19 protein-coding genes are annotated in these 13,937 nt (G+C 42.9%); all 19 read right to left on the bottom strand.

The window, feature by feature from the left end; all coding sequences use genetic code 11:
- Positions 1 to 3: 3 nt before the first annotated feature.
- The 19 genes from H7844_06950 to H7844_07040 all read right to left on the bottom strand — a co-directional run bounded on the left by H7844_06950 (position 4) and on the right by H7844_07040 (position 13,932).
- A complete protein-coding gene (locus H7844_06950) occupies positions 4 to 1,545 on the bottom strand; it encodes a hypothetical protein (protein ID MEO5357018.1) in 1,542 nt (513 codons plus the stop codon).
- A gap of 177 nt (positions 1,546 to 1,722) precedes the next feature.
- A complete protein-coding gene (locus tag H7844_06955; protein MEO5357019.1) occupies positions 1,723 to 2,544 on the bottom strand; it encodes a hypothetical protein in 822 nt (273 codons plus the stop codon).
- Between the two features lie 61 nt (positions 2,545 to 2,605).
- Complete coding sequence (locus H7844_06960; GenBank protein MEO5357020.1) at positions 2,606 to 3,493, bottom strand: branched-chain amino acid transaminase; 888 nt, start codon at positions 3,491 to 3,493, stop codon at positions 2,606 to 2,608.
- A gap of 135 nt (positions 3,494 to 3,628) precedes the next feature.
- Positions 3,629 to 4,147, bottom strand: a complete 519-nt coding sequence (locus H7844_06965) for a hypothetical protein (protein MEO5357021.1) — start codon at positions 4,145 to 4,147, stop codon at positions 3,629 to 3,631.
- Positions 4,148 to 5,740: a (Fe-S)-binding protein gene (locus H7844_06970; protein MEO5357022.1), complete on the bottom strand. Its 1,593-nt coding sequence runs from the start codon at positions 5,738 to 5,740 to the stop codon at positions 4,148 to 4,150. It lies immediately after the preceding gene.
- 12 nt (positions 5,741 to 5,752) lie between these two features.
- Positions 5,753 to 6,541 carry a respiratory nitrate reductase subunit gamma gene (locus tag H7844_06975; GenBank protein MEO5357023.1) on the bottom strand — a complete coding sequence of 263 codons (789 nt, stop codon included), beginning with the start codon at positions 6,539 to 6,541 and terminating at the stop codon, positions 5,753 to 5,755.
- A 102-nt stretch (positions 6,542 to 6,643) separates the two neighbouring features.
- Positions 6,644 to 6,979: a TusE/DsrC/DsvC family sulfur relay protein gene (locus tag H7844_06980; protein MEO5357024.1), complete on the bottom strand. Its 336-nt coding sequence runs from the start codon at positions 6,977 to 6,979 to the stop codon at positions 6,644 to 6,646.
- A gap of 194 nt (positions 6,980 to 7,173) precedes the next feature.
- Complete coding sequence (locus tag H7844_06985; GenBank protein MEO5357025.1) at positions 7,174 to 7,551, bottom strand: hypothetical protein; 378 nt, start codon at positions 7,549 to 7,551, stop codon at positions 7,174 to 7,176.
- A gap of 2 nt (positions 7,552 to 7,553) precedes the next feature.
- Positions 7,554 to 7,859: an HNH endonuclease gene (locus H7844_06990; protein ID MEO5357026.1), complete on the bottom strand. Its 306-nt coding sequence runs from the start codon at positions 7,857 to 7,859 to the stop codon at positions 7,554 to 7,556.
- A 1-nt stretch (position 7,860) separates the two neighbouring features.
- Positions 7,861 to 8,085 (bottom strand): DUF507 family protein, encoded by a 225-nt coding sequence (locus tag H7844_06995; protein ID MEO5357027.1) that lies wholly within the window; start codon positions 8,083 to 8,085, stop codon positions 7,861 to 7,863.
- Positions 8,086 to 8,135: 50 nt separating this feature from the next.
- Positions 8,136 to 8,417: a DUF507 family protein gene (locus H7844_07000; GenBank protein ID MEO5357028.1), complete on the bottom strand. Its 282-nt coding sequence runs from the start codon at positions 8,415 to 8,417 to the stop codon at positions 8,136 to 8,138.
- Positions 8,417 to 8,671, bottom strand: coding sequence for a 30S ribosomal protein S18 (gene rpsR / locus H7844_07005; protein MEO5357029.1), 255 nt, complete (start codon positions 8,669 to 8,671; stop codon positions 8,417 to 8,419). The genes H7844_07000 and rpsR overlap by 1 nt, the downstream gene beginning before the upstream one ends.
- A gap of 40 nt (positions 8,672 to 8,711) precedes the next feature.
- A complete protein-coding gene (ssb, locus tag H7844_07010) occupies positions 8,712 to 9,104 on the bottom strand; it encodes a single-stranded DNA-binding protein (GenBank protein MEO5357030.1) in 393 nt (130 codons plus the stop codon).
- 6 nt (positions 9,105 to 9,110) lie between these two features.
- Positions 9,111 to 9,482: a 30S ribosomal protein S6 gene (gene rpsF / locus H7844_07015; GenBank protein ID MEO5357031.1), complete on the bottom strand. Its 372-nt coding sequence runs from the start codon at positions 9,480 to 9,482 to the stop codon at positions 9,111 to 9,113.
- A 94-nt stretch (positions 9,483 to 9,576) separates the two neighbouring features.
- Positions 9,577 to 10,986 carry a sigma 54-interacting transcriptional regulator gene (locus H7844_07020; GenBank protein ID MEO5357032.1) on the bottom strand — a complete coding sequence of 470 codons (1,410 nt, stop codon included), beginning with the start codon at positions 10,984 to 10,986 and terminating at the stop codon, positions 9,577 to 9,579.
- A gap of 36 nt (positions 10,987 to 11,022) precedes the next feature.
- Positions 11,023 to 11,670, bottom strand: coding sequence for a hypothetical protein (locus H7844_07025; GenBank protein ID MEO5357033.1), 648 nt, complete (start codon positions 11,668 to 11,670; stop codon positions 11,023 to 11,025).
- A gap of 314 nt (positions 11,671 to 11,984) precedes the next feature.
- Positions 11,985 to 12,503: a Uma2 family endonuclease gene (locus H7844_07030; protein ID MEO5357034.1), complete on the bottom strand. Its 519-nt coding sequence runs from the start codon at positions 12,501 to 12,503 to the stop codon at positions 11,985 to 11,987.
- Between the two features lie 31 nt (positions 12,504 to 12,534).
- Positions 12,535 to 12,876, bottom strand: coding sequence for an SPASM domain-containing protein (locus H7844_07035; GenBank protein MEO5357035.1), 342 nt, complete (start codon positions 12,874 to 12,876; stop codon positions 12,535 to 12,537).
- Positions 12,877 to 12,927: 51 nt separating this feature from the next.
- On the bottom strand, positions 12,928 to 13,932 hold the full coding sequence (locus H7844_07040) for a hypothetical protein (GenBank protein ID MEO5357036.1): 1,005 nt from the start codon (positions 13,930 to 13,932) through the stop codon (positions 12,928 to 12,930).
- Positions 13,933 to 13,937: the final 5 nt, after the last annotated feature.

The raw sequence follows: 13,937 nt of genomic DNA on the forward strand, positions 1-13,937 counted from the left end.
GCTTCATACCGGTTCTTTTTCATACCTCATCAGGTACAAAAAGAAGTTTTCATCCCTTACCGTACTTTGCATAATTTTCGTTACCGGTATCAGCCTGTACTGTAGTATTTTATTCATTTTAGGGGGGTCATTGAAAACAAGCAGGACGTCGGCCTTAACAGAATCCCTGTATTTCTTTATAGCTTTTAAAACATCTGTTTTTTCGCTTCTTTTTGAATTCCAGACGGTAAAAGTGCCGGTTCTGTCGCTTATCGGGTAATAAAAGGGTTTGTCAAGATAAGCCGACACTCCGCTTGACGTATAATCCATGTGGCCGGCAATGTGCATATTTTGCAAATTGTTCTGTTTTATAAATGCCGCCGCCGCCTTACAAGCTGAAAAAGGATAGCGGTAATCAAGACTGTTTGCAATTAATCCTGCAATTACACCTAAGGAGAGTACAACGAAAAGAAAGTAGCTTTTAGTTTTTTCAAAAAAACTGAAAAACCGGTTGAAAAACCTGCTCTTAAATTCCTCATTCCGGTAGTAAGCGCTAATCCACAGAGCTGAGATAAAAGCAAAGTAATAATGCGCCTTGTGGCGTAAATACCCCTCGTAAAATATATAACTAAAGGCGGTAACACCGGCTATGGCTGCAATGTAATAAAAAGCCGGAATTTTCTTTCTGAATATAATGCCGGTGGTAAGCAGTAACAGCCATAAGGAGGCGACAAACCTCAAAGCGGATACTGTATATTCCTTCAGAGGTAAATAAGTTATAAAATTGCTACCCCAAAACGTTAACTCAATACGTGGTACCGGGAAAAACACATTCCACAATGCTGATATCTGATCAACGACTTTCCCTGACATATCAAAGGGGATAAGTTTGGGCTTATAAACTAAGGAATCAGCCGGCGGTATCATCTGAACTATGGAAAGAATTAGTCCGGCAAGGAAAATCAAAACTGATACATAAAATTGTCTGGACTTATATACGGAAAAGTCCCGAACCAGCACAGGCTCAAGAAAAACAGTGGCGGCAAGAGCTATTGCTAATACCGTTGAGAGAGCATTACACTGGCACATAAGAAGTAACACCAGTGAAAGTATAATGTAATTTCTGCTTTTGAAGTCCCTCCCAAAACATGCACAAAAAATAAAAAGCAACAAAATTCCAATCGCATAGTTTCTGCTGATTGATGCAAACTCAAAAAAAGGAAAATACCCGAATATAAACAGAACTTTTAAGAGCCTGCTAAAAGGTGCAAACTTCAAAAAAACAAAAGCGGTAAGTGTTGCTATGAGAAGATGACTCATCTGCATAGCAGCAGGGTTTCGTGTTATTTTAGTCACAGGATAAAGAATTAAGTGCCAGAGCATGGTATGTCCCTGATATTGCAGGTTTTCAATGAGAGCCTGTATAGAAACTGCATCTCTTACAATCATCCATGCCTCCAGCTCATCCCGCCACATTTCATGGTGTAAAATATTAAAAAGTGTAAGGATAAAAAAGACGATGGTACAAATGAGCACAAATTTTAGATCACTGCTAATCTTTTCCATATTTGCTGTATTATAGCAAAACCCAAAAGTATGTTCTTGCGAATTTCTCAGAGACGAGATTTACATTTATACCAAGTTGCTTTCAATCGTCTAATACCAGGTTGCAGTCAAAAGAGTAACGAGGCGGCTGGGAGAAAGCGACACAAGCGCACGAAAAACTACGCCTACGCTTACTTCTCAATGTAGCTTAGTATTAAATGGAAAAAAGAAAGCGGCTACTTTTCTCTCAATGGAAATATCCCCGGAGATTTCCCCCTGTGGGGCAATGCTCCAGTTCCACATACGCTCAGGCACTGGAAGCTCTAAGCCTGTTAGTGTGTAGTAGTGATTAACGGTTTCAGTGCGATGGTTACGCTCCGTGAACTCAAAGTCAGTAATCAGGCATACGTTTGATTCCAAAGACATAAGGGCATCCAGATGTGCCTTTAGTACATTGTGCTCCCATCTCTTAAAAACTGTGCCGTCTTCAAAAGCATTATTTTTTAGGATATATTCCCTTGGCATCACAGTAAGCTGCGATAGAATATTTAAAGATATTACTAAATCTGTGCCGGCTTCCAACGGAAAAAATGCTTTAGGCTCAGGCAATACAATACGCTCCGCCTTGGTGGAGCGGTTTTTACATAAACTATATATCTCCCCCGCCACTGCCGTTACATCACATGACAGTGCCTCCACATTATGGAACTTACGGGGCCCTCTGAGGGTTTTAGGAAGGTGAATAATATCGGCTAATACCACTTTGTCAAAATTTTGGCTAAGTTGCAGCAGGGGTACATCCAACAGATTGCCGGAGCCTAAAACGACAACCTTTCGGAGGTTTTCACATCGCTTAACAGATTTAATAATGAAATCTTTGGAATTTTCCAGATGAGACGACCATGCTCTTTTGCATCTCTTATGACGTGCCTCAATTGCGATAGCCTCTTTGAGATACCCCATAGCTCTGACATACTGAGGGCACTGAGTGGTTAACCATGTAAAAAACTCGGCAATCATAAAACTATATTATTTCAGAGAATTCAATAGTGTGTGCCGTAACTATAGCAAAGTGAGCGTATTAAACGTAGGTAAGCCAGTGTTCGTATTTGCTGATTTTCCCCTTTACAGTGTCGAAATATAGAGATTGCAGCTTAGTTGTAACAGGCCCGGGATGCCCCTGCCCGATTTTGCGGTTGTCAACCTCACGAATCGGCGTTATCTCTGCAGCAGTGCCTGTGAAAAAGGCCTCCTCAGATATATATAATTCATCTCTGGTAAACCTCGCCTCTGCAATTTTTATGTTTTCATCCATGGCGATAGTCATGATAGTATCCCTTGTTATTCCCTCCAAAATGGAAGTAAGCGGTGTGGTTTTAACAACATCGTTTCTGACTATAAAGATATTCTCGCCGGAACCCTCAGATACATACCCCTCAGTGTCCAAAAGCAGTGCCTCCTCATAACCCAATGAGATTGCCTCTTTTTTGGCCAACTGACTGTTTACATAGTAACCGCTGATTTTAGCCCTTGTCATATTGGAATTAACATGGCTCCTCAACATAGACGACACTTTTATGGAAATCCCTTTTGTAAGGCCATCCTCACCAAGATACCTTCCCCACGGCCATGCCGCTATCGCCACACTTATCGGATTGCCTTTAGGATACAGCCCCATCATGCCATAACCGATATAAACAAAAGGCCTTATATAGCACTCATCCAGCTTGTTAACCTTTACCACATCTATTATCGCCTGCTCAGTCTCCTGCGGGGTAAATGGAATCTCCACCTGACAGATAAGCGCCGAGTCGTACAGACGCTTTACATGTTCTTTTAACCTGAATATGGCCGGTCCCCTGTCTGTTTTATAACAACGGATTCCCTCAAAAACCCCTAGACCATAATGAAGCGTATGTGTCATTATGTGAATATTTGCATCATCCCAGTTGACAAACTTGCCGTCCATCCATATTTTATCCGTCTTGCTTATCACAACAGTATTTTATACCAACTATAGATATAATTTGTCAAGTCTAAAAAAAATAAAAAGGAGGGTTTATTTAAACCCTCCTTTTTAACGGAAAACTATGTATCTCTGTAATTACTTATCAATCTTCCTTATATTTGCATTTGTATGGCACTTATTGCAGAAGTTATCCGGCTCTGAATGACAACCAAGGCACTCATCCAGCTTAGCCTTCCCTGCAATTATATAATTGTCATGTGTGTATCTCCACTCACTGGGCGGCATGTGATACTCAGGAGCAGGTATATCCTTATTGACCTCAAGTCCAAGCACTTCTTTATATGATTTGTCTGCTTGAACCTTCTGGGCACCGACATACTCGTGACACTTATTACAGAAATTGTTTGGCTCGGTGTGGCAAGGCAGACAGGCATTTTGTGGAATTTTCCCGGACTTCAGCAGGTCCATGTGATTTCTCCTCACACTTTCCTTTGTAGCATGGTACCATGGCAAAATGTTAACATTTGCCGGTACCGAAAGGGCATTGTCGCCGGTACCACCGGCAACTGGCGGCTCCTGTTTGGAACAGGCATAAAACACAAATGCTGAAACCAAAAGGATAAATAACATGATTATTTTCATTGAGCTTTTCATCTATATGCCCTCCTTCGCTCCAAGCACTATGGCTCTGCCCACCAGCTGGTGTATTCCACCCACCTCTTCCATGGGTATCCCATAGGTGGGAAACATTTTACTCAGTTGGGCCTTGCATATGGCACATATGAGTGCTACAAAGTTTACCCCCTTCTCCCTCTTAGCATACGAATACGCCTGCATACGAGGTATCGCCCCTTTGACCCTGGTCGCTATCATATCATCTCCCAAAAGCCCCTGGCCGGCGCCGCAACAGAAGGTCCTCTCCCTGATTGTATTTTCCGGCATGTCTTCAAACCTGTTACACACACCGCGAATTACCCCTCTGGGGATTTCAAACTGCCCAAATTCCGTGCCTCCCATCTCAAGCCCTCTGGCAACCTGACAAGAGTCATGCATAGTCACTACAAACTCATCGTTGGCGGTCTTGTCAATTTTCAAAGCCCCTCGGTTCAATAAATCCAGCGTAAACTCACATATGTGCTGCGGACGGGGATATCTTGAGTCCAGCCAGTCGAAGGGCCCGAACATGGTATTGCTATAGGACGAAAGCACTCGCCACATATGGCCGCACTCGCCCCCGATTACACGCTTTACTTTTAAATCACGAGCAGCTTCCCATATGCGCTTGTTTATCTTCTTCATATGGCCGTAATTATGCACAAACAGGCCGAAGTTGCCGCCCTCTGAGGCATGTGTGCTCATTGTCCAGCTTATACCTGCCTGATGAAACACCTTGGCATAACCATATAATGACTCTATATGCGGGGATGCGAAGAAGTCGGCACTGGGGGTTACAAACAGGACATCGGCGCCCTCCACATCTATAGGCACCTGTATATCAGGGATTTCCGTTGTCTCCTGAAGCTCATCCTGCACAAATTCAAGGGCATTGACTATAGCATTTTGCTGCATACCCAGGTTGTTTCCGATTGTCTGTGCCTTGTCTATTATCTCATGCATGTATTTTTGCACAAGCCCCACGCTGTTTAGAATCTCTCTTGCAGCCATGGTAATCTCGGCTGTGTCTATACCATATGGACAAAACACTGCACAACGTCTGCACTCTGAACACTGATAAAAATATGTGTACCATACGGCCAGAAGCTCTTCACTAAGGTCTGAACCGTTTACAAACTTGCTTCCGAAAAGCTTACCCTGCCATGTGAAATATCTGCGATAAACCTTGCGCATAAGCTCAGCCCTCGCCACAGGCATGTTTCTGGGGTCAGCCGTTCCTATAAAGTAATGGCATTTATCTGTACACGCCCCACAGCGAACACATATATCTAAAAAAAGCTTCACTGAACGATACTTTTTTAAAATCTCGTCCATTTTTTTAAGAAAAACCTCTTTCCAGTCAGGTATTAGCCCCGCTGTTGGGTATCCCAGCCGCTGAAGCTGTTCCACACTTGACAAAAGCTGAGGCTTTACATCTATAAAAGAGTCCGGTTTTATACACGGTACCTCATAGTGTCCGGTCAGCTCAACAGGTTTTTCTTTTATTTTTACAAATTTAATCAGCTCCTGCACCCGTGCATTTGCATCATTAGTATTTCCCTGAGCACTATCTGTAGTTTTATCATTAGCCATGTTTAGCCTCCTTTAAGAATTATCCCAGGGATTGACGTGTCTGACGTCTCTTGGGTTGTTTACCATATTCCTTGTCGGGCTGAAGAAATAACCGGCAGCGTGCATCAACTTGCTAAAGGGGAAATACATCAGTAAAAAGAAAACAAAACTTAAATGGCACATAAAAATTACATCGCCGGGAGATAATGCCTGTCCCTTGTGTAAAAGCTCAGCCGGGTGCATACCCAACATTTTAAACGGGGCCTTCAAGTCCATCAGCTGCAAAACAAAGGCATTGACGGCAACAATGTCCGGCCTGAAGGGTTCACATCGCATCATTATTCCTGTCATGGTTATGCCTATTATCAGAAAAAGTACAACGTAATCCGCTAAAACCGTGACATATGCCGTCCTTTCTTCTGCAAACCTTCTGATTACAAGTAGTATAAGGGATACTAAGAGCACTACAGACAGAAACATAGCGCCGTTTCCTAATGCCGTAATGAGTCCCGGTACCGGATGTATGAAGTACCTTAAATGCCGAATGATCATCATTAGAAAAGTGAAGTGGAAAATCCACCCGGTTATAAACAGAAATGTTGTTCCCTTAGATAAACTCCTGAAAAACAACACGTCCCCCGCCATCCTCAGTATTACTCCTGAGAGAGTGACCGGTTGCGGCGTCTGAGGTATTACCAGAGGTTGCGGCGTCTTGTAGTATTCAAAATAAACCTTATAAATGAACCCTAAGGCGAATACGGCACAGCCAACATACACGATCGAACTCATGTACATATTCACTATAAAAGTTATGCCCGTCATCGCACGTTCCTTATTAATTAGATTTTTATTCTAACGGAAAGCGCCTGATAGAAACTACCAAGCGCTCCTTTGTTATATACAGTGCTAAAAATCGCTCTGTTATTATACGCAACCGGTAGGCTTAGGAAGACCGGCATAACGACATGCCTGCTTAGCCGGACCGTCTGGGAACAACTGATACAAATACTTGGTGTTACCCTTGTCAGCCCCCATCGTCTTTTTAATTTCCTTAACCAATATCTTTATCATCGGCGCTATCTGATACTGCTGATAGTATGATCTCAGAAAATTGATTACTTCCCAGTGGGCCTCCGTCAAATCAAGGCCATCCTCTGTGGCTAACTGCTTTGCCAATGCATCTGACCAATCATTGAGATTTGTCAGATAGCCATCCTCATCAAGCTCGATATTTTTACCCTCACAACTAATAGTACGCATACAAAACCTCCTGCCTTTTTAAATTAAATTCCGGGAAACTCCCTGTTCTTCTTTGGCTCTAAATCCTTAACATGGTACGATACTCATAACCTTAATATACCACAGAGGACATCGTCAAATAAAAAATATTGATATGTTTATCAATATTTTTTATTTGAATTAAAACCACTGCTTTGTCCTGGTTACAAAACATCTTAATCCTTCAACTTCAAAAAAATCATATTCCCATTCTTATCAAACGGCCCTGTACCATGTGTCTTTGGGGACAGAGTATGAGTCTGCGGCAGATAGCTCAGATGAGCACATGAGTAATCCTCATCCTCATTCAAGGAAAGAGCCATATTCCAGTCCTCTTTACACGCATAGGCAAGGGCTTCCATAAAAGCCTCTCCCATGTTTTTTCTGGTGGGATCATGCACATATACAGCCCCGCAGTCGCATACACCGCCTGTAAAAAAACCAAGTGAGGTGGATACTTCCTTAGGCCTGTCAAAACTCTGCAAACAAAACGGACACCTGGGCTGGGTCAGTGTGTCTTTGTCTTCTCTTATTTTATTACCATAACGTGCCATTTTTAAACCAGCGACTCCATACCTTTCAATCTTTCCATGTACTCCGTCCACTCAACCGTCAACAACGAGTTCTTTTTAGTGTTACAGTTTTTACAAGCGGGCACAATATTTTCTCTTGTTGACATACCACCCTTTGACAAAGGTATCAGGTGGTCCATGGTAAGCTCTCCTGCGGAAAACTTAAGACTACAGTAGTAACAAACACCCTCGGTCAGTTTTCTTAACCACCAGCGTGTTTTTCTCAGCTTCCTTGCCTTTTCCTTCTCACGCCTTGCAAAGTCCTCATGAGAAAGTAACAACTTTCTCACCCTAAATTCCCCCTCGTTTTGCACCTTCCTCATCAAAGAACTTTCTGTACAAGATGTCCCACTCCTGTGTGCCCTCTATTAAGCCCTTTTTCATTGACTTCAGCTTTTTTCTTACTATTGTGTCAACCTCCTCGCAGACGTTCAAATGTGCTGTAATTATGGTTTTTATTCTCTTTCTGATTTCAGGTTCGCCGGCAATTAGTTTTACCAGCTTCCTGGTTTTCATCCCTGAGAGAACTATGTGAGATAAGTGGGAAACTTTGTCGTCAGAGAGCATCATATTACTATATTTCTTTCTTTTATCAGTTTATGCTTAGTCAGATCAAAGAGTTTCTTATAGTCCATACGGCCCCTTTCTATTTCCGGCTCATAAGCTCTCAAGAGCTCCCTGACCTCCTCATTGACCTTATCCTCCGCCATAAGCTCCGCCATCATAACATCTTTAACGTCTCTGACCAGCTCATCTTTAGTAACAGAGGCTGCAATAAACCCCTCAGTCAACAACTTATCCACAATATCCACAGCCACAATTGTCACCCACGATTTAGGCACTCGCATTATTTTTCCATAAAAGAAAGCATGGCAATATTTCTGGCACGCTTTACGGCTGTGGTAAGCTCCCTCTGGTGTCCTGCACACGTACCGGTCATTCTGCTGGGGAGAATTTTACCACGCTCAGTTACATACGATTTCAGCGTCCGCACATCCTTGTAATCTATAAACGGAGTTTTCTCTGCACAGAATCTGCAAAACTTCTTTCTCGCAAACCTTTTGAACTTTGCCTGGTCAGCGCCTCTGCTCTTTTGTATCATCTCTTTGCACTCCTCATTGCTGTTTTTCCTGTATCTTTATCTAAAATGGTTCAAGGTCGGTCATCTCATCCGGTGGAGAGGAGAACCCGTCATGGCTTCCTCTGGAGGCTTCCCCTCTTCTGGGTAAAAACTTTACCGTCTGTGATATAACTTCAAACTTGCTGCGTTTTTGGCCTTCAACCTCCCAGCGCCGTTCCCTCAACCGGCCCTCCACCAACACAGGGCTTCCTTTGCTCAGGTACTGGCCGCACGGCTCCGCCTGCTTTCCAAAAACAGTTATATCTATAAATAATGTCTCATCTTTTAAATCATCACCCTGCTTTCCCCTTGAATTGACCGCAAGAGAGAAACTGGCCACGGCAGTCCCCTGGCTTGTGTACCTTAGCTCAGGGTCTTTGGTCAGATTTCCAACAAATATTACTTTGTTAAACATCGCTCTTTATTCCGCCTTTGGCTCTGTCTGCACAGCAGCCTCTTCTTTGGGCTGTTTACTCTTTAAGGTTTCCTCAAGAGCACGGATTTCTTTCTTTTCAAGCTTAATAAGCATAAACTTAAACACGGCGTCATAGACCTTATAAAAGCTCTCAAGTGCTTTAACCGCCGCCGGAGGCGACTTAAAAGCCATGAACAGATAAAACCCTTTGTCTCTTTTGTTTATCGTATATGCCAGCTTCTTTCTGCCCCAGCGTTCCTTTTTTAACACCTCACCGTTTGCCTTCTCTATGACGTCTAAAATCTTCTTCTCAGCCGCTTCTACCGCCGCATCGTCCAGTGCTGCATCCAGTATTGCGATATTCTCATAGTAATTCATCCACTAACCCCCGCTTATTTTTAAACTCTTCTTATGCTTCCAATATATTTTCTAACATAACTAACCAACAAAAATCAATATAGGTCTGTTTATATTATTTTTCCACCTGAAACTGCTTAGCTTTTGTACGTAAAGTGTTCCTGTTTATGCCAAGAATCCTTGATGCTTTCAACTGGTTTCCTGAGGTTTCCCTCAGTGCCATGCTTATCAGTGTCCTTTCCACCTCATCCACTATTGTACTGTAAAGGTTACCGAAACTTAACCCTGTGACGTCCTGCAAGTAGTTAACAATTTTTTTCTCAAGAAATTCCGAGATGGAATACTTTGAAGTGTCATAATAGACGATATCCTTGTAATTAATTTCAGAGGCTTTAGTCAAAATTGCCGCATGTTTTACCGTTTTTTTTAACTCTCTGATGTTCTCAGGCCAGTAGTGGTTCATAAAGTACTCTGTGGAGGTGCCGCCGAACTTTTTCTTCTCAAGGCCGTAGCGTAGCACATATTTTGCTAAAAAATACTCCGCTAAAGGGATAATATCGCTTTTTCTTTCCCTTAACGGAGGAATTCTGATTTCAGCACCGTAAAAAACCTCTGAAAGTTCCTTTAGGAAAAGTTTTTTTCTTACTAATTCCGGTATATTTTCCTTCGATGATGCTATAACCCTGGCGTTAGAAGTTAAAACATTTTTTGTGCCGAAGGGGCTGTATTTTTTTGTTTTTATGAAACTAAGAACTCTCTCCTGGAGTGCAGGGCTAAGGGACGTTATCTCAGATATATACACAGTGCCCTCTGAGCAAAGAGCTATGGAGCCGGCCCCGTACTCTTTAGCACCGGTAAATGCCCCTTTTTCCCAGCCGAACATATCCGGCCCCGCCATATCCTCAGGCATTGAATCAGCATTTACAACTAAAAATGTCCCATCTTTTTTATGACCGGAAAAATGAATGAACCTCGCAAGATTCCTCTTGCCGGTACCGGACTCACCTAAAATCAACACCGGATTTTCAGTGTCAAAGAAACTTTCCGCCTCCTTTAATGCTCTGCGAAACTTCTTATTCTCTCCCACCATTTCATTGCCTTGCGGTAAAGCATCAGCCTTTAACCGCTCTACCTCATCCCTCAACGATATCCCTTCCATGGCCCTCTGCATCACAGTTTTTAACTCCTCGGAGTGAAAAGGCTTTTTTATACAAAAAAACGCTCCCATAGCCAGAGCGTTCATTGCATCCTCTCTCTGCATGTCCTCATAGAGCACTATGGTCTCTGCAGCGGCAGCCAGCTCTTTTACTTTGGCTAAAACATCAATGCTTTTAGCAATGCTGTTGCCGTTTAAGTAAGAAAAATCTATCAGAACTAAACTCAGTGCTCCATTTGACGGCAAAGCCGTCTCTACAAAACTCTCAATCTGATGAAACCCGTAGTCTTGCAGCCCAGGCATTGCCGCAACAGCTGCAAGCACAGCGGCATCATTACCGACAAAAAATATCTCCCTTTTAACGCTCATATCCTGACAGTAAACTTATTCACATCGGGCATCCGGCTAATAGCTCATATTTGTAGCATTATCTGCCCAGTACTCATCCGGCACAAAATCCTCTATTGCTATATTATAAGGACGATTTGTATAAAGCTGGATTGTGCTTCCAAGATATCCGGCTTCACAAATTACCCCTGATACATTCCTTTTGGGGCTGGTTGTGCCCATAAAACATGCCATGGGGAGAGATTTGCAGTTTAGGTGGCTGTCTCTTTTAGCGTTAGAACCTCTTTTTATTGTTGATATAAAGGTAAGTTTAACACCGTAGGCCTCAGATGTACCAACGTATGGAGACAAGTCTATGGCATAGTCACTACCATGAGCGGTTCCCATATATAGTCCACGCCCGCTAAAAGTCAGCATTGTGGTTCGTTTATAACTCAGCTCACCGGTAAGGGTGGTGGAGGGCATCTCTCTGTTAAGCACACCTGATGCGTTAGACATAACAAATACACCCATCTGAGTGACGTTGTCTGCACCTATGCCGTTATTTGTTACTACACAGTAAACCGGATAGTTGGTGCCGGTGTGAAGATATGGTAGAAAGTATGTTACATAGGTGCCGTCAACAGAGCCCGCTTTCGGGATATAAAACGTCGTAAGAAATAACAGCATGGTTAAAAAAACCATAAAGCTGAATTTTTTATACATTTTTGCATTCCTCCTTATTTTCAAAACAATATCTCGTCACGTCAAACTATGCCATAATTGCACTTATGTTTTCCTCAACAGGAAACAGCCCATCGAGATGATATTATAGTTTCAGATGGTTGGATTTGTCAATAAAAGTGCCGCTGTTTATGAAAATGTTTTTTTCACGGCTTACCAAAACAACAGTCTGATTTGATAAACAATAACCTGTTTGTTCATCAACATTACCGTCTAATACCAAGTTGCAGTCATTCGATTAACTTTGTCGGCTTCGTCTAAAGCTCCTTGACGTCTCCCCTAAAGCCAGCACCTGGTTACTCAAACACCTCAGTAATGTTGACTTTTAGTCCCTCAATGACTTTAGAAGTAACAAACCCCTCAAATGCTGCAATAGAGTGTAACTTGTATTTATCACCTTCAATGGTTAATATCTCAATCGTTTGTGGCTCCGGCATAACTATCCAGTACTCCGGCACCCTGTATTTCTCATAAATAGCCTTCTTAACTGCGGTATCCATTTCATAACTGCCTGAAGATATTACCTCACAAACCATATCCGGTACGCCTCTTATCCAATCCTGTGCAATACTCAGGTTTTCTTTTCTGATAAACAATATATCGGGTTGAAGCCTATTAATCCCCTCTTCAAAGATTACATCAAGAGGAGATAAACATACTTTCCCTAATTTATGAGCCTTTACGTGGTAGCGTATTATATCCGCTAAGTTAAAAACAATATCCTGGTGTTTAAAGAATGGACTAGGCCCCTTGATTTCCTCTCCATTGATAATTTCAGTTAAGTCTAAATCGGTTATTATAGTTTCCGTAAGCATGGTTTATTTTAGCGTCAAACTAAAGGTTTTGTCAAAGAAATAGCCGACGTGGCATATCAGAGTGTTCTCTGTTGGCATCCTGCCTCAGTTGCAGTCTAAGGCAGCTTCTCATCCACCAGATTCTGATAAACCCCCTTGAGATATTCCCTGCCTGCGCCGTCCAACTGAGTATATAGATATTCGTTTCAGCAGCAGCCCTTGTTTCATTACAATAAAAGGTGTCCGGCTTGCGCATGTCTCCGGTGTGGGATTTATTGTCGTAGAAGCAGCCCCCACCGCAGATGCACCTTGCCCAGCACGTCAAACACTTTGGAAGATTATTCACTACGCTGCGGTGATAATCATTGATGCCTTCGACTTTGTAATCGGCGATGTTTCCAATCTTTGCATCTTCCTGTCCTGCAAACCGGTGGCAGGGATATTACTACTGTTTAATCACAGGCTCACCGGTGTAAATAATCCTGAACTTATCAGTTGGAATTTTTTCAATATTCTTATTAAAACCCTGAAACAAATCGTTCCATTTGCTTTGGTTTCCGTCAGTGTCGGGAGCAAGGAGTTGTGCCTGCAGTGCCATAGCGCCCCCATTGTCACCTAAATACATACCATACTTCTGAAGAGCTTTAGCTACTATCTTTCCCTCACGGTTTAACCCCCAACTATCAAAATCCTTCTCTGCAAGAGATGGATCAAGCTGAAAAAGCATTCCCTCAACCGGATACTCAACACCCTTATTTTTTCCGTCACTTCTGGCGGCAGGTGTGATAAACATCGCCTCGCCCTTATCCGGTTTCCTGTTTTTTGGAAATGTAAACACCAGAGCATGGCGGATTTCACCGGCCTTAAGTTCCTCAGGACGTATCAGCCCTGCTATCAGCGGAAAACCAGAGCCCCTACCCCCTATAAGCTGCCAGCGTTTGCCCTCCTTGTGAGTGCCCACACCGGTTGCCTTTAAATCCCATATATTAAATGTATTTGCCCGTGGTGTGTCCTCGTCTTTTTTCCACCGGAAAGCAGACATCTCCCATGAAAGTCCCGCTGCCGGATCCACTATGCAAATATGCCCGTCCTCGGTAGGCTCAGCCCACATCTCCCTTGTCACCGGTATTGCCACATCGCTTATGCCTGCTCTGTTCTTATCCCATGTGTCGTATATCTTTGTGCTTCTGACCTTTGTAAGTGCCGTCTTTTTGGAATCAACGACCCATACAGGTATTGAATACGTTTTGGCAATGCGTATGTTTTTAGCCTCTGAAATAATGGTTTTCATAATAAGCGCTGAATCAGGATGTGTTTTAGCATCATGGGGAATCGGTATATTCCATGGTGAGTCATCCGAAAACGGCCTCCAGCCGCCCGGTAAACTGCCTGAGTCCTCTGCAAATACAACGCTTTGAGTCAACAACATAATTAACAGCAGTATCCACATAACCT

This window comes from Nitrospirae bacterium YQR-1, from assembly GCA_039908095.1.
Lineage (GTDB): Bacteria > Nitrospirota > Thermodesulfovibrionia > Thermodesulfovibrionales > Magnetobacteriaceae > Magnetomonas.

What these genes read in the sequence shown, in the direction of transcription:
- H7844_07000 (MEO5357028.1), bottom strand. Translation starts at nt 8,417, where the DNA reads ATGCGAGTGCCTAAATCGTGGGTGACAATTGTGGCTGTGGATATTGTG.
- H7844_06955 (MEO5357019.1), bottom strand. Translation starts at nt 2,544, where the DNA reads ATGATTGCCGAGTTTTTTACATGGTTAACCACTCAGTGCCCTCAGTAT.
- H7844_07030 (MEO5357034.1), bottom strand. Translation starts at nt 12,503, where the DNA reads ATGCTTACGGAAACTATAATAACCGATTTAGACTTAACTGAAATTATC.
- rpsR (MEO5357029.1), bottom strand. Translation starts at nt 8,671, where the DNA reads ATGATACAAAAGAGCAGAGGCGCTGACCAGGCAAAGTTCAAAAGGTTT.
- H7844_06995 (MEO5357027.1), bottom strand. Translation starts at nt 8,085, where the DNA reads ATGAAAACCAGGAAGCTGGTAAAACTAATTGCCGGCGAACCTGAAATC.
- H7844_07020 (MEO5357032.1), bottom strand. Translation starts at nt 10,986, where the DNA reads ATGAGCGTTAAAAGGGAGATATTTTTTGTCGGTAATGATGCCGCTGTG.
- H7844_06965 (MEO5357021.1), bottom strand. Translation starts at nt 4,147, where the DNA reads ATGAAAAGCTCAATGAAAATAATCATGTTATTTATCCTTTTGGTTTCA.
- H7844_06985 (MEO5357025.1), bottom strand. Translation starts at nt 7,551, where the DNA reads ATGGCACGTTATGGTAATAAAATAAGAGAAGACAAAGACACACTGACC.
- H7844_06960 (MEO5357020.1), bottom strand. Translation starts at nt 3,493, where the DNA reads ATGGACGGCAAGTTTGTCAACTGGGATGATGCAAATATTCACATAATG.
- H7844_06975 (MEO5357023.1), bottom strand. Translation starts at nt 6,541, where the DNA reads ATGACGGGCATAACTTTTATAGTGAATATGTACATGAGTTCGATCGTG.
- rpsF (MEO5357031.1), bottom strand. Translation starts at nt 9,482, where the DNA reads ATGAATTACTATGAGAATATCGCAATACTGGATGCAGCACTGGACGAT.
- H7844_06970 (MEO5357022.1), bottom strand. Translation starts at nt 5,740, where the DNA reads ATGGCTAATGATAAAACTACAGATAGTGCTCAGGGAAATACTAATGAT.
- H7844_06950 (MEO5357018.1), bottom strand. Translation starts at nt 1,545, where the DNA reads ATGGAAAAGATTAGCAGTGATCTAAAATTTGTGCTCATTTGTACCATC.
- H7844_07025 (MEO5357033.1), bottom strand. Translation starts at nt 11,670, where the DNA reads ATGTATAAAAAATTCAGCTTTATGGTTTTTTTAACCATGCTGTTATTT.
- H7844_06980 (MEO5357024.1), bottom strand. Translation starts at nt 6,979, where the DNA reads ATGCGTACTATTAGTTGTGAGGGTAAAAATATCGAGCTTGATGAGGAT.
- ssb (MEO5357030.1), bottom strand. Translation starts at nt 9,104, where the DNA reads ATGTTTAACAAAGTAATATTTGTTGGAAATCTGACCAAAGACCCTGAG.
- H7844_07040 (MEO5357036.1), bottom strand. Translation starts at nt 13,932, where the DNA reads ATGTGGATACTGCTGTTAATTATGTTGTTGACTCAAAGCGTTGTATTT.